A 20115-nucleotide genomic window follows, 5' to 3' on the forward strand; every position below is an offset into this window, starting at 1 on the left:
TTAAAAAAATCGCAAATTCATTTGAATAATGCGACTTTAAAATCTATTATTTATTTTTATTGATTAATAATGATATTGCGTGTTTGAAATTTACCTAACTAGATTTTCTCCATCCTTAAATGCTCTCAAAGATAGTTCCTCGAACTGCTCTAAATTAGAATCATACCTCTCAAGCTTTTCTGAATGAAAATTTGTAGTTCCACAACAAAGAATACTATCTTCTAGTTCCCAGCCATATGCTACAAACATACTATTAACAGCTTTAATGTTCTCTGCACCCATTTCAGGATTTGGACTACCTTGAGTAAATATCGATATTACCTTTTTATCGGGATGTCTCGGTGCAAAATTATCTCCAACCATTGGAAATGTACGATCTAACCAAATTTTTGCTTGACCTGTAATTTGGTAATAATAGATTGGAGAACCAAATACAATAGCATCTGCCTCAGCAATAACCTTATACATTGGCTGTAAATAATCTTTAATCGCACAACCATCATGTGTACGGCAATAGAAGCACCCTTGACAGCCACGAATTCCAGAATCATTTAAATCGAATTCAATTATTTCGGCACCTTTAGATTTCGCTCCTTTTGCTACTTGTTCTAACAATTTTGTAGTATACCCATTTTTTCTTGGGCTGCCGTTGAGAATAACAACTTTTGGCATTTTATATCTCTCCTTCTAAATACAATAATCACTTTTACTTTTGTGTAAGAATAGTGCAACGTTTAGGCAAACGATCAAGTATTTCGAAAGTATCAATAGGATTCCAATAGTCGCGTAAAGTTATAACTTCGCCATTACGAACCTCAACAACTTGAAGATACCTCCTCTGAAAAGGCTTGTTATTAGCCGTAACTTCACCGTACATATCATACTCAGCTATAATAATTTCAGGATTGCTTGTCTCATGTATTGTCATGGATTTATATCCTATTGGTTTTAAAAGTGCAGCTGGCATCATCGCAAGATAATTACGAATATTCTCACGTCCCTGAATTAACCTCATTGATTTTTGAATATGAAACGGCAATTCCAATATACCATCACTTGCAAATAAGTCAGAAAAACTGCTCAAGTCCTTATTTAGAAACATAGTTTGGGCAAGTTCAAATATTTCCCTTGGACTTCTGATATTTTTATTTTCTTCATTCATAATACACACCGCCTTTTAATATTAACTAAACGGAACTCATATTCCGTTTAGTTAATATTATACGGAATGATGATTCCGTTGTCAATATTCAAACTTTGAAGTAAAATAAAAAAGAAAGGTGGTTATCTGGATGACAAATAAAGAGTGCTCTGTACACAATACAGAGAATATTCCGCAGCCTGATGATAATAATTCAAAATCCTTGCGAGCGGATGCAAAACAAAATAGAGAGCAAATACTTGATGCGGCATATAAGATTTTTTCTGAAAAAGGAACGTCAATTCCTATAAGTGAAATTGCTCGTCAGGCTGGTGTAGGCATTGGTACAGTATACCGCCATTTTCCAAACAAAGAAGCACTATTTGAGGCAGTAAATATTAATTATAAACAGCAGCTTACAAAAAGAGCTAAGTCTCTAATTAATAATATTGATCCAGGTGAAGCTTTTTTTAATTTCTTTACACATATCATAGAAGATGGATTTACTAACAAGGCGTTAAAAGATGCTTTAAATACCGGAATGACAGATTTTGATGTGCTACAGGATTTTCAGTCAACATTTGCTACTCTCCTCACCAGTGCTCAGCAAGCCAAGGCTGTACGTGAAGATATAGATATAAAGGATTTAATTACCCTTATGATGAGTCTTCTGTTTGCTATAGAACAGCGTAAAGGTGATTGGGATATCGAACGATTCAATAAATTAATGTCCATTGTTATCGATGGACTTCGTTATAAAGATACCAATAATAAGTCAACATAAATATATGTGTTATTCAACATCTTTGAATATATACATAATTATTTCTTATTTGAGTATTAATCTGGCCAAAAAAAAACGCTGATTTTATATTTTACATATAAAATCAGTGTTTCTTCGTTTTTAATTATTATTTTCTTAAAATCTTATCCATCGTTTTTCCCTTTGCTAACTCATCTATTAGCTTATCCAAATAGCGAATTTCCTTCATAATTTGTTCTTCAATATCTTCCACTCGGACACCTCAGACACCCCCTTTAATCAAGATCCTTAAAGGGTTCATTGCGGGAGCTTCCCTAAAGAAAGTCTCAAAATCTGTCTGTTTTTCCATTTGTGCTTCTAGCTCTTCCTGGCTATATCCTGTCAACCAGCGAATGATTTCATCAACTTCTGTTTTTGTATGTCCTTTTTTGTCCATGATATTTTCCTCCTCTTACATATGTAAGAGGAAATTTATCAATTATTCTTAGTCTAATTTTAATATTGTTTCATCTTTATTTAGTTTTGATAATTCAACGCTTGTCCTCCATAAATCTTTTCTATTTTCTTTATTATAGGAAAGCTTCGAAGTTTTTATTTCTCTTGTGCCTTTAAAATATTTACCTGTAATTTCATTAAGTTCAGGATTAATTATGAGTGATGCTAATGCTTTACCTGATTTGCTAGCAGTATTAGCACTTGGACGAACTAAAGTAAAAATAGGGAGAATATAATCACAAACAAATCTCATTAAAGGAGGAAAAGTGCGTGAAAACCCTGTACCTGGCATTTGTCCAGGATCAAAAGCATTTACTGTAATATTTTTATTAGTTTGTTCTTTTATTCTTTCGGCTAACTCATATACGCAGTATATATTGCATAATTTTGAAGTTGTGTAGCGACGTTGACCAATCGTCATCATATTTTTACTTTCATTAGCATCCTTAGGATAAGCTAATAATCTTGCATTTTCATATACAGGCTCAGCTATCCCTGTTTTTTGTAATGGATCATGAGTTCCACTACTAACAAAGACTATTCTACCTGAATCAGTCATCTTTTCTAGCAGCATATTGGATAGTAGAAAATGTCCAAGATGATTTATTCCAAAGGTACTTTCAAAGCCATCTTTAGTATAATGAGTTTTATCAACCATAATTAATCCTGCATTGCAAACTAAAGCATATAGTGGTGGATAATTTGATTTTGAAAATTTGCTCACAAAATTTCTTACTGATTCTAAGGATGCAAGGTCAAGTTCCAAAGAAGTTATGTTGTTATTGTTTGTTTCTTTAATTAGTGAATTAACTGCATCATTTGCTTTAGCTGCATTACGGCAAGCTAGTATAACATGATTATTAATATTAGCTTTAGCAATGTTTTTAGCACATTCATAACCTAATCCTGAGTTCCCCCCAGTTATAATAATTGTTTTTTTATTTGAATTCATTTCATTTAACATAATAACACTCCTTCTTTGCAAGTAAATTTAACATATTTTGTAATTGACACTGTCAACTTGAATTTATTATAATCCCTAACATTGACGGTGTCAACATAGTGTTGTAAAATTATTATAAATATATTGGCAAAAGAGGTTCATATGAAAAATAGTAATGATACAAAACAAAAATTGATTGATGTCACAAGGCAAATGATTGATACAAGTGGTGTTGATTCGGTTAGTATGCGTGACCTTGGAAAAGAAACGAATTTATCTAGAAGTGCAGTTTATGTATATTTTAAAAATAAAGATGATTTACTTGCAGCCATTGTGACTGAAAATTTTGATACGCTAAAAAACCGTATTTCAAAATTAATTGGAGAAATAAATAATCCTAAAAAACTTGTTTATGAAGTCTTATATGCATTTTATGATTTTGGCATAAAGAATCAAGAGCATTATCCATTAATGTTCCGCAAGCAATGGAATAAGGAGCAATATCCTACCCTGCACATTTCAGCCATTGAAGTATTTGCACTCTTGTATGAATGTTTGGAAAAAGCTCATGAACAAAAATGTACTGTTAATAAATCGCCGAAACAATTAACCGCAATGGCATCTTCATTTATTCTTGGTCTTGTTGAGCTTAACTCTACTGGGCATCTAGAACCAGAAAAAGGATTAGATGATCCGACTGATTTAATTAATTCATTTGTAGATGTTATTTTTATTTAAGTAATAAAACATTAACATGAAATTTTAGAATTTATTTTATGAGTTATTTACTATATAAGATGGGGGGGCGGTTTTAACTTGGACTTTCAAAATTGTCCCCCCTCATTTCCTAAAAACTTTGAGCATAAAAAAACACACCATTCATTTTAAATAAGCGTGTCTCTTGAACCAAAGTCGGAAGGTCTGTACGCAATCCCATCAAATGCAGAAGAATGGCCATTGCAGTCAGGTTTACCTTTTGGATAATTTACAGTTGCAATACCAACCATATTTTCATATGCTCTTGATCTCAACTGTGAAATGCGGTTTATCTCCATAGGGCAAGCATTTGGTACTAAAATAATCTCAACGCCTTTTAACCTAAGAATTCTTGCGCTTTCTGGAAATTCCCTGTCATAGCAAATCATTGCACCTATTTTTACATTACCTTGGGAAGTGCCTAAATCGGCAACATAAAAATCATCACCGGCTGTTAATCTGCATTCATCTCCAAAATCACAGGTATGAACCTTTGCATAGGTAAGTTAATTATATTCGTTTATATTATCCATTCTTTTAAATAGTCTGTTATACCTATCTAATTCTGCTTTATCCTCGACTATAATTCCTGAATTATAGAAAGTGATATTGCCATGCCCTTCATTCAATAAATTCATTTCTTTCAAAATTCTTTTAAGATTTTTTGCAGTACCAATATTTCCATCAATTATACTAACATTTGAAGGCACTAATTTTCTAACCATATCTTTATAGTACGAAAAATGGGTACATCCTAAAACAATAGCCTCATAATTATTTAAATCAAATTTAAATAACTCATCTTTAAGATACGGTAATACTATTTCTTCATCAAACTCTAGTTTTTCTGAGAATTGAACTAATCCTGGAAGAGGCAGTAAGTCAACAACATGTTCGTTATCTAATTTATAAATAAGATTATGTAATTTTTCTTCCTTTAACGTCAAAGCAGTAGCAGTTACCAAAACTCGTTTATTCATATCTTTGTTTTTCTCAATAGCGGGCTTTACTGCAGGCTCCATACCAATAATCGGAATGCTATATTTACTTCTCAACTCCTCTATTGCCACACTTGTAGCAGTATTACAAGCAATAACTACTGCCTTAACTCCTTGTTTAACAATAAAATCTATAGCATTTAAAATATACTTTTTAACTTCATCTTTTGGTTTTGGTCCATATGGAACATTTGATGTATCTGCATAATATATATAATCTTCATTAGGTAACACTTTTAACGTATCATATAATACAGTAATACCACCGATACCTGAATCAAAAAAACCTATTTTCATTTTTTCTATTCCTCCAATAAATAAAATTTATATGCTACTCCACTGAAGCTTTATTTCATCATTGTTTCACATAAATTTACTTCAGCAAAACAATTATAACATATTTGGTAAATATCACATTATTCAATTTTTAAAATAAAACTACTTTAAAAGATTATTTTCAAATTTTTGATTATCGCAAAAAATAAGAAATCTACTAATATAAAAATTATCTTATTAGTAAAGACAGGACTGATGGTGTTTTATATACTCAAATTACATGTGGAGCTGGCATAACTAATTATAAGTTACATATTTATAAACTTGTAATTAATTTTATTGTATGATAAAATCAAATTACAAGTTACATACTTAAGCATTTGTAACTTTCAATTAAATTCTATAATCATCTCAAGGGGAGGAATTATAATATGGAAAAAGATAATAGAAATTTGATACAGGTTGATCAATCTAAATGTACTAAGTGTGGAAGCTGCTCCAAAGTCTGTCCAACTGATTTTATAGGTATGGATGAAAATGGGCCAAAGGTAGTAGGACAATTTTGTATCTCCTGTGGGCACTGTGTGGCTGTTTGTCACAGTGCAGCACTTGACAATGTAAAAACACCTTTAGCAAATCAAGTAGAACTAGAAAAAACACCAGTTCTTGACGAAGATACTGCATCTAACTTTCTCCGCAGCAGACGTTCTATTAGGGAATTTCAAAATAAACCAGTTCCTAGAGAAAAGATAGAACAGCTTTTAAATGTTGCCAGGTTTGCGCCAACAAGTGGTAATTCACAAGGAGTTTCCTATCATGTAATTGATAATCCTGATACATTACGCAAAATCACATCAGTTGCTGTTGATTGGTTAGAAGAGGCATTGAAACACCCACCTTATGCTGGATCACCATTAGAAGCACCATTTACCAGTCATGTAAGACACTATCGTGAGACTGGTGATGATGTTGTATTGCGTAATGCTCCTTGTCTAGTGATACCAATAGTTCATAAAAATTCTTCATCAATGGGACATGACAGTACGCTTTTTTCTCTAGCATATGCTGAACTTTATGCGACTTCAATGGGACTTGGAAGTTGCATTACTGGATTTTTTGACGCTTGTGCTACTGCTGGCTATAAACCATTACTTGATATTTTAAATTTACCAGAAAATATGAAGGTTACAGCAGGACTTATGGTCGGCTTTCCAAAATACACTTATAACCGTTTGGTAGATAGAAGCCCATTGCAGGTTACTTGGGGAAAATAATAAGAAAGAAATTGTATAAGTTGCATTAATTTATATTTTAATGTGACTGTGATTTAGATAACCATATAAGAAATGGCCGATAATAGTCGGCCATTTCTTATATAGAATATTTACTTATTGGAATTCTTAAGTCCTTTTATTAGAAGATTTATAACAGATTCTATGTTTTGTTTTCGGTCAGGATCTTCAAATGTGTTTGGATGAATAAAAACGCTGGTTGCAAGATATACAGATCTCGCCTCTTGATAAGGAGATTCTGTAAAGAATATACCCTCTGTAATTCCTTGCACTATAACCTTCTCAATAGAATTAATTCCCTCTTCTATACCCTTTTTTATTACTTCCGTTGATCTCTGAGCTAGTTTTATGTAGTTCGCAAACATTTCCGGATCATTAATAGCACTGTTATGCTTAGCTTCAACAAAACTTTCGAGTAAATTACTAAGTTTAACATCTGCAGGACTATCTTCTTTTAATATGTTATTTGACGGAGCATGCAAACGTGTAAGCCAACGCTCGGTAACAGCGTTCCATAGATCTGTTTTTCCATTATAATATCTATAAATAGCAGCATGACTTACTTTTAATAATTTTGCCACGTCAGTGATATTCGCTTTATCTGGTCCGAAACGGCGAATTATTTCTTCTGTTGCATTAAGGATCGTTTCTTTATCTAGCGATATTTTATCCAAATTTATCACCGCTTTCTTATTTTATTTTTAATTATATCATTTTTAGTTTTATGTTTCAAATTACATTAATTGTAACAGAATTAAATCAAATGAATTATAGTATATCTTCAATTACAAAAAGTTTTTTTGTGTCAGTCATAAATATTAGATATAATTTTGAAGAATCACTATCCTTCTTTTCAATATAGTATTTATAGTCACTCTGAAAATTGGGCATATTCTCCTTTGGAACATTTAATCCAGACAAAACTTTATCTATTTCTGCTTCGATAGATTTATCTTTATTACTTTCCCAATTTAGAGATTGGTCAATATCGTCTTCTTTTGTATATTCAAAAATATGATATCTTTCACCATCCCCATGAACACTTGCTATACTCTCAATTGAATAAATTTCTTTATATGAGTCTGGTAATTTAATAGACCAATTGATATCAATAACCTCAGTATATGGTTTATTTATTTGTATATATAGAAATACAGAAATTAAGATCACAACTATTAATAAAAAAACACCTATAAATTTAAATAATTTTTTCACTGATTTCCTCCATCAAAAGCAATATAATATTCTGTCTATAAAAAATTAAACCCACTTATGATTTTGATTTATTTATGGATAATTATAACATATCTCAAAATATTACATCAGCTAATTTTCAAAAATCTATTTTTATTAATTGCTACGCAAAATCTACATATGACTCAATATTACACACATCTAATATTACTATCAATTTTCTATATACATTTCTTTTTAATATTTGGATAATTTATGCATTAATCATTATAATTGACTATTTATTTGAATATAAACGTTATTAATAGTCAATAATTCATTTATATTTATTACTTTTTATACTGCACTATTTTCTTTACATAAAGATTATTTTCGCTATAACTTTAGGAGGTAATACCAATGATCCCAACAAACACACCTGACGTCTTACTAAGAACATTTATACTTTTTATAACATTACTAGTTTTAACCAGAATATTAGGAAAAAAACAAATGAGCCACCTAACATTTTTTAATTATTTTACTGGAATTACAATTGGCTCAATAGCAGCTAATATGATTCGTGAAACCGAAGAACCTTTTTGGGATGATTTTATAGGGTTAATTTTTTGGTGTGTGTTAACTCTTTTAGTTGAATACATTGGCTTAAAATTCAGTAAATTAAGACAAATAATTGATGGTCAACCTACAATAGTTATAAAAAGAGGGGTAATTTTAAAAGCTTCTTTAACATCTAATCGTGTTAATTTAGATGATTTATTAATGCTACTTAGGAAACAAAATATCTTCTCTATTAAAGAAGTAGAATATGCTATACTAGAACCTAACGGAAACTTAAGTGTAATGAAAAAGCCACAAGATCAGCAAATTACTAAATCTGATATGAACATTACTATCCCTACACCAAAATATTTACCATCTGAAATAATTTCTGACGGAAAAATAGTTAGACATAATTTGAAAGAATTAAATTTAAGCGAAGATTGGTTATATTCTCAACTTAAAATGCAAAATATATCTAATTTAGCTGATATAATATATGGAGAACTTCAAAGTGATGGTACATTATTCTTACAAAAGAAATAATTTATATGCAAAATCTTCTTTCTAACATTTTTTATATAACTTATTTCACATAACCTCACTAACCTTTATACTAACTAAAAATACATTACATGATGTTTCAAAATTAATCAGGTCAACAAAAAACACCAATTATTTATATTTCTCATATAAAATCAGTGTTTCTTTGCTTTTGATAATTATTTTCTCAAAATTTTATCCATCGCTTTTCCTTTTGCTAGCTCATCTATTAGCTTATCCAAATAGCGAATTTCCTTCATAGTTGGTTCTTCAATGTCTTCCACTCGAACACCACAGACAACTCCTTTAATCAAAGTCCGTAAAGGATTCATATTAGGAGCTTCTGCAAAGAAAGTCTCAAAATTAGTCTGTTTTTCCAGCTCAGCTTCTAGCTCTTCTTTGCTATATCCTGTCAACCATAGGATTATTTCATCAACCTCTGTTTTTGTACGTCCCTTTTTCTCCGCCTTCATAACATAAAGTGGATAGACACTTGCTACACTCATTGTATAAATCTTATGTTTTGTCATAATACATCCTCACTTATGTAATTTTCTTTATTTATAATATTTAAAGCATTTCTCTGAAATTTTCACAAAAAAATTCCTCCTAATAATATTAGGAATTTATAAGTTTAATTGAAACTATTGAACATAAGAACAAAAATATGCTGACTCCCATTGATAAGGTGTATTCTTTTTTCTTATTTAACTTGAAAGAATTAATACCCATTATTAATTGTTGTATTCCTAATAACATAAGCACAATTGGCATAATAATCATTCTTAGATTAGGTTTCAAAACAGAAAATATTGCTGTTAAAATAGTTATTATTGATATTGTTATATTAATAATTTTGAATTTAGTATTATAATACATAATTATCCCCTCAAAATCCATAGCGAGTTTATTCGCATTTATTTACATTAATCTAATTATATACCAATTACTTTCAAATATTCAATAAAATCGCTTTCTACTTATAATGTGATCCTCCGTATAATTGGAAAGTAATAAAACCTTTATTACTTCCTTTTTAGAATTGCGTGAAAAAAATCGTAAATCCAATCTTGAATAATACGATTTTAAAATTTGCTATTTAATTTTACTGATTCATAACTATATGGAAAATATTCAACAAATACTATATAGGACTATACATATTATTTCATATTAATTTTTCATACAGTTTAAACCAATCCAATCCGTAGTTTCCAAGGCCCAAATCAACAGTATCAATATATTTAAATCCACATTTTTCATAAAGCTTAATGGCAGGCATATTACCTTCAAAAACATCCAACCTAATTGATTTAACTTTTGACTTAGCACTATGTTTATCAGCAAAGTCCATTAGTGCTTTACCTACACCACATTTCATAAATCTTGGATGAACAACAAATGTATGTATAACAAAAACATCTGAATAGTCATACTCAAATCCCCATTTAACATTATAATATGCCGGTTCAGGCTCATGGCTTAAAATAATAGAACCAATGATTGTTCCATTATGCTTTGCTACATAAAGATTTCCGTTTTTAATGCCATCAATTGCATTTTGCCTTACAGGATATATACCCTTTATCCATCCCGGATAATTTACTCCATCTGCCAAATAATCATTTAAATCATTATAAAGATTTTCTAATTCATCAATATCATTTACTTGCCCAAATTCAATAGTAATATCCATATGTATCACCTCCAAATCAATTTGAAATATAAATTTTGTTTCATTACAATAATTTACCATTGAAAATTGATTATAACATATCTTGTAAAAGCTATATTACTCAATTTTCAGAGAGCATTTCTTAATTTAATACACACTTTTTACAGATTGTAAATTACCTTAACGAGAAATTTGAATTTATCGCTCATAATTTTTTAATATCCTCAATAGAAAACTTATAAATTAGGACTTTAATAAAATTAATATTTTAGTATATATAAGCCTTAAATTTCTTCATAATGATTTAGAATCTTTTTAATTTTTTCATAAATAATAGATTTTAATGATTGTGGTTTCACTGACTTAATAGACGTACCGTATCTAAGGAAATAATCAGATATGAATTCTTCTTCACCCACATTAAAAAATCCCTTTATAATTGTCTTTGTACCTAATTCTATTTTCATAGAAGGATAGTTTTCCTTATAAAAAATATCTTTTGCACTATCTAAAATTTCTACTTCGAATTGAATACTTTTATCAGATTGGTAGAACTCTAAGGGAGAATTTATTAATTTTTCAATTGGAAATTCTAACTTATCATTGCTAAATTCTAATGAGGTCACTTTATCACATCTAAAAACTTTGTACTTATTACTCTTAAGCTCTATTCCACTAGCATACCACTGTCCAAATTTAGAGGAAATTTCAAAAAACTGTATATGATAATTTACAGTTTTGTTATTTTTCAAATACTTAATCTTACAGCTAATTTCATTAATAATGCTTTCTAAAATCTTATCTAAGAATTGACTAACACTATTATGCTTGGATGCTTCAAATTTTAAGACCTTTTTCATCTTATTAATTTCTTTTATTTGTTCTCCTGATAGGCAGTTTTCAAATTTTTCATTTAATTTTTCTATACTTAAATGAAAAGGTGTAGACTCGTAGGCTTTCAGTGTGAGCATTGCAAAATATAAAGCGTATACTTCATCTATGGTAAATATAATAGGTGACAATAATCTATTTTTCAATATAACATATCTTCCGTACCTACCTTGCTCTGCATAAATAGGCATTCCCAATTCTTCTAATGAAGCAATGTCACGCAAAGCTGTACTTCTTGAAATGCTATATTTATTTATTAAATCACTTAAATTAAAGTAATCGAAGTCATTCAAATACATCATCATATGGTTTAATCTTTCTGATTTTTTCATATATCCTCCGTTGTAAAATTTTTCTGAATAAAGGTTTCATATTTTGACACCTTTGAGTATTATACTCTAATTATATCAATAATATAGTCATTGATATCTAATTTATTATACAAAGGAGATTAATATTATGAGTACAACGCTAGAAATTGCTATTTTCCTTTCAATGAATGGAGAAGCACAAGATGCTATTAATTTTTACAAGAAACACTTTAATGCAGAACAGTTAATGATTGTAACATATGCAGACCTGGTAAAGATGGGGGATAAATCAATAGAAATTAATGACGAAAATAAAAATCACATCTCTCACTCTGTTTTAAAAATAGGTAAGACTAAAATTATGCTTAATGAAAATCCAATGGATGCTAATGAAAAGTACCAAGCTGGCAATAATACTTCTCTATGTATTCAAAGTGCTGATTTGGAGGAAATCCAACAATTCTACAATAGCTTAATTACAGATGAAAGAGTTAAAATAATTGTACCATTATCCAGTAATATATTTAGTAAAGCATATGGTATTGTTGAAGACCCATTTGGTATTAAAATTCAATTATGTTTTGATGAGAGATTAAAGTAACAATTATTCAATGTATGAGTAAAATGAGATTTGGAATTGGTTTATAATATGATGTTTACGGAGAAATGAAAGCTACTGAAAATAATCAATCAAGTTAATCACTATAACCTAAAAATAAGCTATAGCAAAATACATTATAATAAATGGAGTAGGATGAAAACAATTATTTTGTTTCCATCCTCTCACACCACTATACTTCAGCAATCACCCTACAAGGGAGCCCTGAAAATCCGCTCATATTTACTGGGAAAGTATCTACTTTAAATGGTTTATCAGCTGCTTTTTCTAATTCATCTATTAGCTTATCTAAATAGCGAATTTCCTGAATAGTTGGTTCTTCAATCTCTTCCACTTGAACACCACAGACAACTCCTTTAATCAAAGTTCGCATATGATTCATTTGTGGGCTGACCCAAAGAAAGTCTCAGAGTCAGTCTTATTTCTGGAATTTTACAAAAGTATTAATTGTCCTATTTTATTGCATTCCTCAGCAAACCAAATTGCTTTATCTGGTCCTACTGCTATTCCATGTGGTTCTGAATTTGCTGTAGGAATTTCATATTCACTAACCTCTCCATTTGTTGTAATTCTGCCTATTTGATTGCTTCCCCATTGAGTAAACCAAAGTGCTCCATCACTACCAGTAATAATTGCATGCGGTCTGGCCTTTACAGTTTTCAAATCATACTCATTAATAATTCCTTCCGTTGTAATTCTTCCTATTCTATTTCCGTTTATTTCTACAAACCACAATGCTCCATCAGGCCCACTTGTAATTCCAACTGGTCCTGACCCTATTGTAGGTATAGGATATTCAGTAATCTCTCCAAACATAGTAATTTTGCCTATTTTATTACCTTGATTCTCTGTAAACCAAAGTGCACCATCGCTGCCACATACTATAGAAGACGGATATGAACTATCATTAGGTAATTTATATTCTATAATCTCTCCTAAATTTGAAATTCTACCTATCTTATTCCCTGTAATTTCTGTAAACCATATTGCTCCATCAGGTCCTTCAGTTATTCCAAAAGGTCCTGAATCAGCAGTTGGGATACTATATTCCTCAATTTCGCCTTTTATTGTGATTTTCCCTACTTTATTAGCCTTATATTCTGTAAACCATAAGTCTCCATTTGCTCCAGAGACTATAATAGAAAGTCCAGCCTCCTGTGATGGAACAAGGTATTCTTCTATTTCACCTTTTACAGTAATTCTTCCTATCTTATTCGCTTTATTTTCTGTAAACCATAGTGCTTCATCAATACCTGCAGTGATTCCATACGGACCTGATTGAGAGGTCCGAATTGAATATTCATTAATCTTTATATTCATTATATTTTATCTCCTTATATTTTATAAATTTTCTCTTATTGAACAATATCAATATATATTTTTTCCCTAAACCATATATACAATTTATTAGGAATTATATTAAAATATTTATTAAGTTAATAATAGCAAAAGCATAAAAAATCCCCTCCATTTTACTGGAGAGGATGTCAATTGTTTTCATATCTAAAAATACCCTTAAATGCTATGAAATATACCTAAAACTATAGAAAAGCTGACAACTCAACTTTAATCCATTAATTTTCCTTACACTTCCCTAAATAGAAAAAATATATTTTTTAAAATATTATAATAATCCTATACATAAAAGGTATATTATTAACTAATCATCCACTCCAGCGTATAACAAAAAAACACAAACTTGTGCTCATTATAAAATTAGGCTTGAAAGTGAATTAGTAAATCATAGCTAATATAATACCTCCCATTCTTAAATCATAAAGAAATTATATCAATAATAGATTTTATTTGTCAAATAAGAACTATCTAATTGTTTGCTTATTTATATAATATATAAATGAAATTAAACAACTATTTTGAAATAACTTCTACCCCATCTTCTGTTACAAGAACTGTATGCTCCCATTGTGCTGAAAGAGAACCATCAGCTGTCAATGCAGTCCATCCATTATCCTCATCTATAAATATTTCATGACTTCCAGCATTTATCATTGGTTCAATTGTGAACACCATTCCAGGCGCCAAAACCATATCTGTTCCCCTTTTTCCAAAATGAAAAACAAATGGATCTTCATGAATATCTAAACCAACTCCATGTCCTCCAAATTCTCTAACTACTGAATAGCCATTACTTTCCGCATGTTCCTGAATTGCTGCTCCAATGTCTCCTAAAAATGCCCAAGGTTTAACTGCTTCCAGTCCTTTATTTACGCATTCTTTAGTTACTTGAACCAATTTTCTGGCTTCTTCACTTACTTCACCAATCATAAACATTCTTGATGCATCTGAATAATATCCATTTAATATAGTAGTTGCATCTACATTTACAATATCTCCATTTTTAAGGACAACATCGTCACTTGGTATTCCATGACATACTTCATTATTTATTGATATACAAATACTTTTAGGAAATCCATCATAATTAAGGTCTGCTGGAATTCCACCCTTTGATGTAGTATACTCATATGCTAATTTATCTATTTGCTCTGTTGTCATGCCTTCCCTGATGTTTTCACTAATCAAGTCTAAAAGACCATTATTAACCTCTGCGCTCTTTCTTATTCCTTCAATTTGCTCTTTTGTTTTTATAAGATCTTTTGTTGGTACTATATGTCCTTTTCTTTTTAAATCACTTAACTTTTTGTCAAATTCTAAATGACAATTTTTATATTTCACGCCACTTTTACACCAACATAAATCATTCCTATTTAATATCATAATATTACTCCTTGTTTTAACTATTTAATTGATCCTCCATGAAAATAACATTCATAAACTTTAATATTATCAAAATATATTTCCTCATGCCCTTGAAACCACTTAAATTCACCATTTATAATGCAATGATATTTATACTGTCCATTTTGATAAATAATAGGACCTCTATATGGATTATCTTCAGTTACTAAACTCAAAGCTTCCTTTAAAAAACTACCTGAAAATCTTTCATCCAAAACTCTTCCAGTATAATTCATTGACCAAAATGGAATATCATCTTGCCACAAACCTTCTTCCCCTGAAAATCTTTCTCCACCTAAATAGGTATCAATATATTTTAAGTTTCCTTCTACATATTCTAAATCATGAGAATTTGGTCTTGAAGATTTACACTCTGCACCATTTCCAGAATACGTAGCTTTTTTAGCCCTACATAGAAAATCAATTATATTTTTATTTATATTATTAATTTTATTTTCTTCTATTGATAACCTACAATTTTCTTCATAATCATTGACTAATTTATCAATGCTTACTTTAAAGAACTCACTTAATGCAATTAATCTAGCTATATCTGGATAGGACTGCCCTACTTCCCATTTTGCAACTGATTGTCTTGATATGCCTAAGAATTCAGCTAATTTTTCTTGCGATAGACCTTTTGCTTTTCTAAGTGTTTGCAATTGTTCCTGAAAACTCATAGTTTAATCCCTCCTGGTATTAGTATACTTACAATATTATCATATTTCTACCACCTAAATATAACACAGTTGACAACTAAAAGTTGCATTCTGTAAAAAAGTAATTTTAATATCAAACATTCTCTGCTTTATTATTTGCTTATGATGAAGTTCTCCGTAACATCGGCAAATAATAGAACTCATCTTTTTTATTCTGATTCATTGTCAGTCATTGCTGATATTTTGTTGTCCTCCATCAGATTGTTGGTTAGAAACAAATCTGGAATAATGCCTATCACCATGAATATTATACTTGTAATAAAACCTGCATGAAAAGCTTGATGCCTCTTTTTTGTAATTCAAGTTCCAATCTTTCTGCTTATCATTAATATTTCTTAATATAAAGAAGCCCAGAAACATTATAATATATTGCTTCTGGGCTGTTTTCGTCTTTATTTACGATACAGTTCTCCATACCTACTCCGAGTGAAGTTGGAACCAGTATCTATGCTATCTATTTTTTAGCTGAAATTAACAACATCATTGGTCTACGTAACTCATCCTTCATACCCTCAATTTCATTCAACATTTCATTTGTTGGGGTAGGTTCTATAATTTCTTTTATCACAAAGCCACATTTTAATAAGCCATTTATATATGTAGTTAAGGTTTTGTGATATTTAGTAACACATTCACCTAAAAAAATACTTTCTCTTATGCCCTCATAAAAATAATTATCTACTGGCCAATGGACTTTATTACCTTTCTCATCAGTATGCCACTGTTGACTTCCATAGGCTGTAAATACAGGGTGCTCCACTGAAAATATAAAATCCCCATTTTTTTTCAACATAGTATATATACTTTTACATACTTTATCAAAATCTTTAACATAATGAAATGCAAGTGAGCTTATTACAATATCAAAGTATTCACTTTCAAACTTCACTTCCTCTATGCTTGACTTTATATATTTTATAGCCTTATCTGCATTAATTTTTCTAGCCTGTTCTAACATTTTTTCTGATAGATCTACTCCTATTACTTCACTAGCCTTATTTTCAATAGCATATTTACAATGCCATCCAAATCCACATCCTAAATCTAATACTCTTTTATTATCAAATTTGGGTAACATACTTTTAAATACTTCCCACTCTCCTGCCCCTTGTAGACCATAAATCGACCTTGACATCTTACTATACTTATCAAAAAAGATCTTATCATCATATTTACTTTTTTCCATAAATAATTACGCCTTTCATTTTAAGTTATTTTTTATTATTTAAATTATATCTAACATACTAGTATAGTGAGAAGTTCATAAATAATTCTGTATAATTTATGTTTAAATATTAAAAAAGATAGAACAATTATCTCTAAATGTTCTATCTTCATTACGCTTTATTTTTTATAAGTTTTATATTGATTTCCTATATTATTATCTATAATATTTTTCTAGGATTCTATCCAACTAGATTTTCCCCAGCCTTAAATGCTCTTAAAGAAAATTCCTCTAACGCTTTTGAATCAGGAACAAGAGTAGCTCCACAAACGTGAATATTATCCTCTAGTTTCCAGCCATATGTGTTGAAGACATTAGTAACATATTTAATACCTTCTGCACCTACTTCAGGATTTGAATTAGCTTGAGTGAATATTGTTACTACCTTTTTACCTGGATGTCTAGGTGTAATGGCGTTTCCATCATGGTCAATCAATGGAAATGTACGGTCTAACCAAACTTTTGCTTGACCTGTAATTTGATAGTAGTAGATTGGAGATCCAAATACAATAGCATCTGCTTCTTTAATAGCCTCATACATTGGTTTAAGATAATCATTGATAGCACAACCATCATGAGTACGGCAATAGAAGCAGCTTTGACATCCACGAATTCCAGTATCGTTTAAATTAAATTCTATAATCTCAGCACCTTTAGACTCAGCACCTTTTGCCACTTGTTCTAATAATTTTGAATTATATCCATTCTTTCTTGGACTAGCATTAAAAATAACCACTTTTGACATTTAATATCTCTCCTTTTAAATACAAATATTTCTTAAATTAGATTAACTATCTACTTACCATATTTATTCTCCTTCATTTGATATTTACTCAAATAAAAGTACTTGGTATAATTATTGTACTTAAATAAATTTATATTAACAAGAACGCAGAATTTAATGATCAGGTATTATTTTTCTTACCTAGGAGGAATAGATATGGCAAGCAAACAAGAATTAGAGAAATATTTAAATATATTGAGAGAATCAGATTTTAATGAAAATTGCCCTATAAAATATGCTTTGGAAGTAATCGGAGGCAAATGGAAACTGAATATATTAGGGCAGTTACTAAGAAAGGACGTATGTCGCTTTAATCAATTAAAAAGAGACGTATCAGGAATAACAAATACAATGCTAGCAAATTCATTACGTGAACTCGAGAATGATGAGTTAGTTATTAGAAATCAATATAATGAAATGCCTGTAAGAGTAGAATACACTTTAACTGATAAGGGAAGAAATCTATTGCCATTACTTTATGAATTAACAGTTTGGTGGGATGATTATATAAAGAATAAAGAAATTTCAAAATAATATATTGAAATAAAACAGGCTACATTTTGGAACTTATATCCACAATGTAGCCTATCTTTATACATTTACTAAATAAAGCCCTTCGTGTAATTCCTCGGAGCTTATTTTTATCCTATAACTTCCTTTGCCATATTAATCATATCATCCTTGCTTAATTCAGTATAATCCATATTAATAATGCAATAAGATAGTCCATCTTCATACCACATGACTGATTGATCTTGACTAACCTTTATTTCATCTTTTTCACTTCCATATCCAATTTCAAGAAGCCCTTTATCTTCTAAGTCTTTTTCTTCGTCTGTTGGTTTATATCCTTCTGGAACTGATTTGTATTGACTACTAGTATATATGATTTTAACTCCATTATATTCTACTTCAGAAGCATTTTTTCGTGTGCTTCCATAAAAAGATTTCTCATCTGTTTTTTCAGCAGACATAGATAAAATCTGTCCTTTTTTAGAACCATCTTTTTTATAATCAAAATCTGCGCTCTTGTATTTTTCAGTAGCATCTCCTTTTTGATTACGAACTTCATTGTTTACATAATTAAATGTATCAAATTTAAAACCATTATTAAAGGATTCAACATATTTAGGGGTAAAGCCAACAGACTCTTTTACTTTATCTTTACTTGGAAAAGTTTTAATTTCAGTTAGATGAGATGATGAACTAAATATTCCAGAAAGATTAGTTGCTGCAACACATGTTACAGTTGTTGCAATAATGACCATTCCTGCAATTATAAATGTCTTTGGCTTTAAGAATTTATGTTTCATAGTAAAAACTCCTTTATTATCTTTTTCTTTTAATATTTCATTTCTAATTTTGAAAAACATATTCTCAGATACTGAAGCATCATCTGCTTTATGAATTAAGGCTTCTCTAATTTTTTGATCTATATTTTCATCAAAATTTTTATCCATCAAGTCCCACCCTCTTTAAATTTCTATGATTATATTCATCGTCACATTTAATTAAACTGCTTTTTAATTTTTTTCTTGCACTATAAAGCCTCGATTTGACCGTTCCTTCAAAGCACCCCATTACTTTTGCAATTTCACTAACTGTAAGACCATTAAAATAATATAGAACTATTACTGTTTTTTGTTTTAAATCAAGCTTTTCAATTTCTGCATAAAGATTATTATTTTTCTCTTTTCTCAAATATTGCTCTATAGAAGTATCAATACTTTTTTCATCTACCTTTTCAAAAATATTATCAACTGGCAGTGATTTTTTATCTTTCTTTGCATATCTCCATGCAATTCTAGTAAGCATTTTAAAAAACCATGATTTAAAAAATTCAGGATTTTTAAGACTTTTTATATTATTGTAACAGCTTATAAATGCTTCTTGTACAATATCTTCACTTGTATACTTACTACCTGTAATAAGATATGAGTATTTGAATGATTCATTTTTATATATTTCAAACAGTTCACCTAATGCGTTCATATCACCAGACTGGATTTTTATGACAAGTTCTTCTTCAGACACTTTGCTCTCTCCCTTCGATTCTTATCGATGCATCTATATATTAGAGACATTAAGTTACTAATTGGTTCATTTTTAGAAAAAATTTTTACCACTTGAATTTATACCATTGGTATTCACAATTTTATGAAGATTAATATCCTCCTATAAATAATAAAT

Annotated in this window: 23 protein-coding genes and 3 pseudogenes; 6 read left to right on the top strand and 20 right to left on the bottom strand. The window is 29.8% G+C overall.

What is annotated here, in order from left to right:
- Positions 1 to 90: 90 nt before the first annotated feature.
- Both PZA12_RS18295 and PZA12_RS18300 read right to left on the bottom strand, forming a co-directional pair.
- Positions 91 to 672 (bottom strand): flavodoxin family protein, encoded by a 582-nt coding sequence (locus tag PZA12_RS18295; RefSeq protein WP_103697990.1) that lies wholly within the window; start codon positions 670 to 672, stop codon positions 91 to 93.
- A gap of 34 nt (positions 673 to 706) precedes the next feature.
- Entirely contained in the window at positions 707 to 1162 is a 456-nt protein-coding gene (locus PZA12_RS18300; RefSeq protein ID WP_103697989.1) for a nuclear transport factor 2 family protein, read from the bottom strand.
- Between the two features lie 130 nt (positions 1163 to 1292).
- Between PZA12_RS18300 and PZA12_RS18305 the strand changes: the two genes are divergently transcribed.
- Positions 1293 to 1925 carry a TetR/AcrR family transcriptional regulator gene (locus PZA12_RS18305; protein ID WP_103697988.1) on the top strand — a complete coding sequence of 211 codons (633 nt, stop codon included), beginning with the start codon at positions 1293 to 1295 and terminating at the stop codon, positions 1923 to 1925.
- A 127-nt stretch (positions 1926 to 2052) separates the two neighbouring features.
- Here the strand turns inward: PZA12_RS18305 and PZA12_RS18310 are convergent.
- Both PZA12_RS18310 and PZA12_RS18315 read right to left on the bottom strand, forming a co-directional pair.
- Positions 2053 to 2337, bottom strand: a pseudogene (locus PZA12_RS18310) (DUF2200 family protein); the annotation flags it as partial.
- A 51-nt stretch (positions 2338 to 2388) separates the two neighbouring features.
- Positions 2389 to 3363 carry an SDR family NAD(P)-dependent oxidoreductase gene (locus tag PZA12_RS18315; protein WP_103697987.1) on the bottom strand — a complete coding sequence of 325 codons (975 nt, stop codon included), beginning with the start codon at positions 3361 to 3363 and terminating at the stop codon, positions 2389 to 2391.
- Between the two features lie 141 nt (positions 3364 to 3504).
- On the opposite strand from PZA12_RS18315, the gene PZA12_RS18320 reads away from it, so the two are divergent.
- Positions 3505 to 4080: a TetR/AcrR family transcriptional regulator gene (locus PZA12_RS18320; protein WP_103697986.1), complete on the top strand. Its 576-nt coding sequence runs from the start codon at positions 3505 to 3507 to the stop codon at positions 4078 to 4080.
- Between the two features lie 146 nt (positions 4081 to 4226).
- On the opposite strand, the pseudogene PZA12_RS18325 reads toward PZA12_RS18320, so the two are convergent.
- Together PZA12_RS18325 and murI are read right to left on the bottom strand one after the other, a co-directional pair.
- A pseudogene (locus PZA12_RS18325) lies at positions 4227 to 4562 on the bottom strand (carbon-nitrogen hydrolase family protein); the annotation flags it as partial.
- A 42-nt stretch (positions 4563 to 4604) separates the two neighbouring features.
- Entirely contained in the window at positions 4605 to 5393 is a 789-nt protein-coding gene (murI, locus tag PZA12_RS18330) for a glutamate racemase (RefSeq protein ID WP_103697985.1), read from the bottom strand.
- 410 nt (positions 5394 to 5803) lie between these two features.
- On the opposite strand from murI, the gene PZA12_RS18335 reads away from it, so the two are divergent.
- Positions 5804 to 6646 (top strand): nitroreductase family protein, encoded by an 843-nt coding sequence (locus tag PZA12_RS18335; protein WP_103697984.1) that lies wholly within the window; start codon positions 5804 to 5806, stop codon positions 6644 to 6646.
- A gap of 110 nt (positions 6647 to 6756) precedes the next feature.
- Here the strand turns inward: PZA12_RS18335 and PZA12_RS18340 are convergent, their stop codons facing one another.
- Positions 6757 to 7347 carry a TetR/AcrR family transcriptional regulator gene (locus tag PZA12_RS18340; RefSeq protein ID WP_242984812.1) on the bottom strand — a complete coding sequence of 197 codons (591 nt, stop codon included), beginning with the start codon at positions 7345 to 7347 and terminating at the stop codon, positions 6757 to 6759.
- Positions 7348 to 7432: 85 nt separating this feature from the next.
- A complete protein-coding gene (locus PZA12_RS18345; RefSeq protein ID WP_103697982.1) occupies positions 7433 to 7879 on the bottom strand; it encodes a hypothetical protein in 447 nt (148 codons plus the stop codon).
- 378 nt (positions 7880 to 8257) lie between these two features.
- Between PZA12_RS18345 and PZA12_RS18350 the strand changes: the two genes are divergently transcribed.
- On the top strand, positions 8258 to 8944 hold the full coding sequence (locus PZA12_RS18350) for a YetF domain-containing protein (protein ID WP_103697981.1): 687 nt from the start codon (positions 8258 to 8260) through the stop codon (positions 8942 to 8944).
- A gap of 176 nt (positions 8945 to 9120) precedes the next feature.
- Here PZA12_RS18350 and PZA12_RS18355 read toward each other — a convergent pair whose 3' ends face one another.
- The 4 genes from PZA12_RS18355 to PZA12_RS18370 all read right to left on the bottom strand — a co-directional run bounded on the left by PZA12_RS18355 (position 9121) and on the right by PZA12_RS18370 (position 11839).
- Positions 9121 to 9471 carry a DUF2200 domain-containing protein gene (locus PZA12_RS18355; protein ID WP_078116730.1) on the bottom strand — a complete coding sequence of 117 codons (351 nt, stop codon included), beginning with the start codon at positions 9469 to 9471 and terminating at the stop codon, positions 9121 to 9123.
- A gap of 88 nt (positions 9472 to 9559) precedes the next feature.
- Complete coding sequence (locus PZA12_RS18360) at positions 9560 to 9820, bottom strand: hypothetical protein (RefSeq protein WP_242984811.1); 261 nt, start codon at positions 9818 to 9820, stop codon at positions 9560 to 9562.
- 289 nt (positions 9821 to 10109) lie between these two features.
- On the bottom strand, positions 10110 to 10637 hold the full coding sequence (locus PZA12_RS18365; protein WP_103697979.1) for a GNAT family N-acetyltransferase: 528 nt from the start codon (positions 10635 to 10637) through the stop codon (positions 10110 to 10112).
- 263 nt (positions 10638 to 10900) lie between these two features.
- The gene (locus tag PZA12_RS18370; protein WP_103697978.1) at positions 10901 to 11839 is read right to left on the bottom strand and encodes a helix-turn-helix transcriptional regulator; all 939 of its coding nucleotides are present in this window, start codon (positions 11837 to 11839) and stop codon (positions 10901 to 10903) included.
- Between the two features lie 127 nt (positions 11840 to 11966).
- Between PZA12_RS18370 and PZA12_RS18375 the strand changes: the two genes are divergently transcribed.
- Positions 11967 to 12419 carry a VOC family protein gene (locus PZA12_RS18375; protein ID WP_103697977.1) on the top strand — a complete coding sequence of 151 codons (453 nt, stop codon included), beginning with the start codon at positions 11967 to 11969 and terminating at the stop codon, positions 12417 to 12419.
- A gap of 190 nt (positions 12420 to 12609) precedes the next feature.
- Here the strand turns inward: PZA12_RS18375 and PZA12_RS18380 are convergent.
- From PZA12_RS18380 to PZA12_RS18405, 6 genes and pseudogenes are all read right to left on the bottom strand, one after another.
- Positions 12610 to 12857, bottom strand: a pseudogene (locus tag PZA12_RS18380) (DUF2200 family protein); the annotation flags it as partial.
- Between the two features lie 12 nt (positions 12858 to 12869).
- Positions 12870 to 13757 carry a virginiamycin B lyase family protein gene (locus PZA12_RS18385; protein WP_103697976.1) on the bottom strand — a complete coding sequence of 296 codons (888 nt, stop codon included), beginning with the start codon at positions 13755 to 13757 and terminating at the stop codon, positions 12870 to 12872.
- A gap of 549 nt (positions 13758 to 14306) precedes the next feature.
- Entirely contained in the window at positions 14307 to 15176 is an 870-nt protein-coding gene (locus PZA12_RS18390; RefSeq protein ID WP_103697975.1) for a methionyl aminopeptidase, read from the bottom strand.
- A 20-nt stretch (positions 15177 to 15196) separates the two neighbouring features.
- The gene (locus PZA12_RS18395) at positions 15197 to 15877 is read right to left on the bottom strand and encodes a DUF5680 domain-containing protein (protein WP_078116736.1); all 681 of its coding nucleotides are present in this window, start codon (positions 15875 to 15877) and stop codon (positions 15197 to 15199) included.
- A 493-nt stretch (positions 15878 to 16370) separates the two neighbouring features.
- Positions 16371 to 17102, bottom strand: a complete 732-nt coding sequence (locus PZA12_RS18400) for a class I SAM-dependent methyltransferase (protein ID WP_078116737.1) — start codon at positions 17100 to 17102, stop codon at positions 16371 to 16373.
- A gap of 220 nt (positions 17103 to 17322) precedes the next feature.
- Positions 17323 to 17886 (bottom strand): flavodoxin family protein, encoded by a 564-nt coding sequence (locus tag PZA12_RS18405; RefSeq protein WP_103697974.1) that lies wholly within the window; start codon positions 17884 to 17886, stop codon positions 17323 to 17325.
- A gap of 195 nt (positions 17887 to 18081) precedes the next feature.
- Between PZA12_RS18405 and PZA12_RS18410 the strand changes: the two genes are divergently transcribed.
- Positions 18082 to 18459: a winged helix-turn-helix transcriptional regulator gene (locus tag PZA12_RS18410; protein ID WP_242984810.1), complete on the top strand. Its 378-nt coding sequence runs from the start codon at positions 18082 to 18084 to the stop codon at positions 18457 to 18459.
- A gap of 107 nt (positions 18460 to 18566) precedes the next feature.
- On the opposite strand, the gene PZA12_RS18415 is transcribed toward PZA12_RS18410, so the two are convergent.
- Together PZA12_RS18415 and PZA12_RS18420 are read right to left on the bottom strand one after the other, a co-directional pair.
- Positions 18567 to 19385 carry a hypothetical protein gene (locus PZA12_RS18415; protein ID WP_103697972.1) on the bottom strand — a complete coding sequence of 273 codons (819 nt, stop codon included), beginning with the start codon at positions 19383 to 19385 and terminating at the stop codon, positions 18567 to 18569.
- Positions 19378 to 19959, bottom strand: coding sequence for an RNA polymerase sigma factor (locus PZA12_RS18420; protein ID WP_103697971.1), 582 nt, complete (start codon positions 19957 to 19959; stop codon positions 19378 to 19380). Before PZA12_RS18420 ends, PZA12_RS18415 begins: the two co-directional genes overlap by 8 nt.
- Between the last annotated feature and the right edge of the window lie 156 nt (positions 19960 to 20115).

This window comes from Clostridium beijerinckii (genome assembly GCF_036699995.1).
Classification (GTDB): Bacteria; Bacillota; Clostridia; order Clostridiales; family Clostridiaceae; genus Clostridium; species Clostridium helianthi.

What these genes read in the sequence shown, in the direction of transcription:
- PZA12_RS18300 (WP_103697989.1), bottom strand. Translation starts at nt 1,162, where the DNA reads ATGAATGAAGAAAATAAAAATATCAGAAGTCCAAGGGAAATATTTGAA.
- PZA12_RS18360 (WP_242984811.1), bottom strand. Translation starts at nt 9,820, where the DNA reads ATGTATTATAATACTAAATTCAAAATTATTAATATAACAATATCAATA.
- PZA12_RS18355 (WP_078116730.1), bottom strand. Translation starts at nt 9,471, where the DNA reads ATGACAAAACATAAGATTTATACAATGAGTGTAGCAAGTGTCTATCCA.
- PZA12_RS18320 (WP_103697986.1), top strand. Translation starts at nt 3,505, where the DNA reads ATGAAAAATAGTAATGATACAAAACAAAAATTGATTGATGTCACAAGG.
- PZA12_RS18370 (WP_103697978.1), bottom strand. Translation starts at nt 11,839, where the DNA reads ATGAAAAAATCAGAAAGATTAAACCATATGATGATGTATTTGAATGAC.
- PZA12_RS18400 (WP_078116737.1), bottom strand. Translation starts at nt 17,102, where the DNA reads ATGGAAAAAAGTAAATATGATGATAAGATCTTTTTTGATAAGTATAGT.
- PZA12_RS18315 (WP_103697987.1), bottom strand. Translation starts at nt 3,363, where the DNA reads ATGTTAAATGAAATGAATTCAAATAAAAAAACAATTATTATAACTGGG.
- PZA12_RS18395 (WP_078116736.1), bottom strand. Translation starts at nt 15,877, where the DNA reads ATGAGTTTTCAGGAACAATTGCAAACACTTAGAAAAGCAAAAGGTCTA.
- murI (WP_103697985.1), bottom strand. Translation starts at nt 5,393, where the DNA reads ATGAAAATAGGTTTTTTTGATTCAGGTATCGGTGGTATTACTGTATTA.
- PZA12_RS18405 (WP_103697974.1), bottom strand. Translation starts at nt 17,886, where the DNA reads ATGTCAAAAGTGGTTATTTTTAATGCTAGTCCAAGAAAGAATGGATAT.
- PZA12_RS18350 (WP_103697981.1), top strand. Translation starts at nt 8,258, where the DNA reads ATGATCCCAACAAACACACCTGACGTCTTACTAAGAACATTTATACTT.
- PZA12_RS18305 (WP_103697988.1), top strand. Translation starts at nt 1,293, where the DNA reads ATGACAAATAAAGAGTGCTCTGTACACAATACAGAGAATATTCCGCAG.
- PZA12_RS18385 (WP_103697976.1), bottom strand. Translation starts at nt 13,757, where the DNA reads ATGAATATAAAGATTAATGAATATTCAATTCGGACCTCTCAATCAGGT.
- PZA12_RS18375 (WP_103697977.1), top strand. Translation starts at nt 11,967, where the DNA reads ATGAGTACAACGCTAGAAATTGCTATTTTCCTTTCAATGAATGGAGAA.
- PZA12_RS18415 (WP_103697972.1), bottom strand. Translation starts at nt 19,385, where the DNA reads ATGGATAAAAATTTTGATGAAAATATAGATCAAAAAATTAGAGAAGCC.
- PZA12_RS18295 (WP_103697990.1), bottom strand. Translation starts at nt 672, where the DNA reads ATGCCAAAAGTTGTTATTCTCAACGGCAGCCCAAGAAAAAATGGGTAT.
- PZA12_RS18390 (WP_103697975.1), bottom strand. Translation starts at nt 15,176, where the DNA reads ATGATATTAAATAGGAATGATTTATGTTGGTGTAAAAGTGGCGTGAAA.
- PZA12_RS18365 (WP_103697979.1), bottom strand. Translation starts at nt 10,637, where the DNA reads ATGGATATTACTATTGAATTTGGGCAAGTAAATGATATTGATGAATTA.
- PZA12_RS18410 (WP_242984810.1), top strand. Translation starts at nt 18,082, where the DNA reads ATGGCAAGCAAACAAGAATTAGAGAAATATTTAAATATATTGAGAGAA.
- PZA12_RS18335 (WP_103697984.1), top strand. Translation starts at nt 5,804, where the DNA reads ATGGAAAAAGATAATAGAAATTTGATACAGGTTGATCAATCTAAATGT.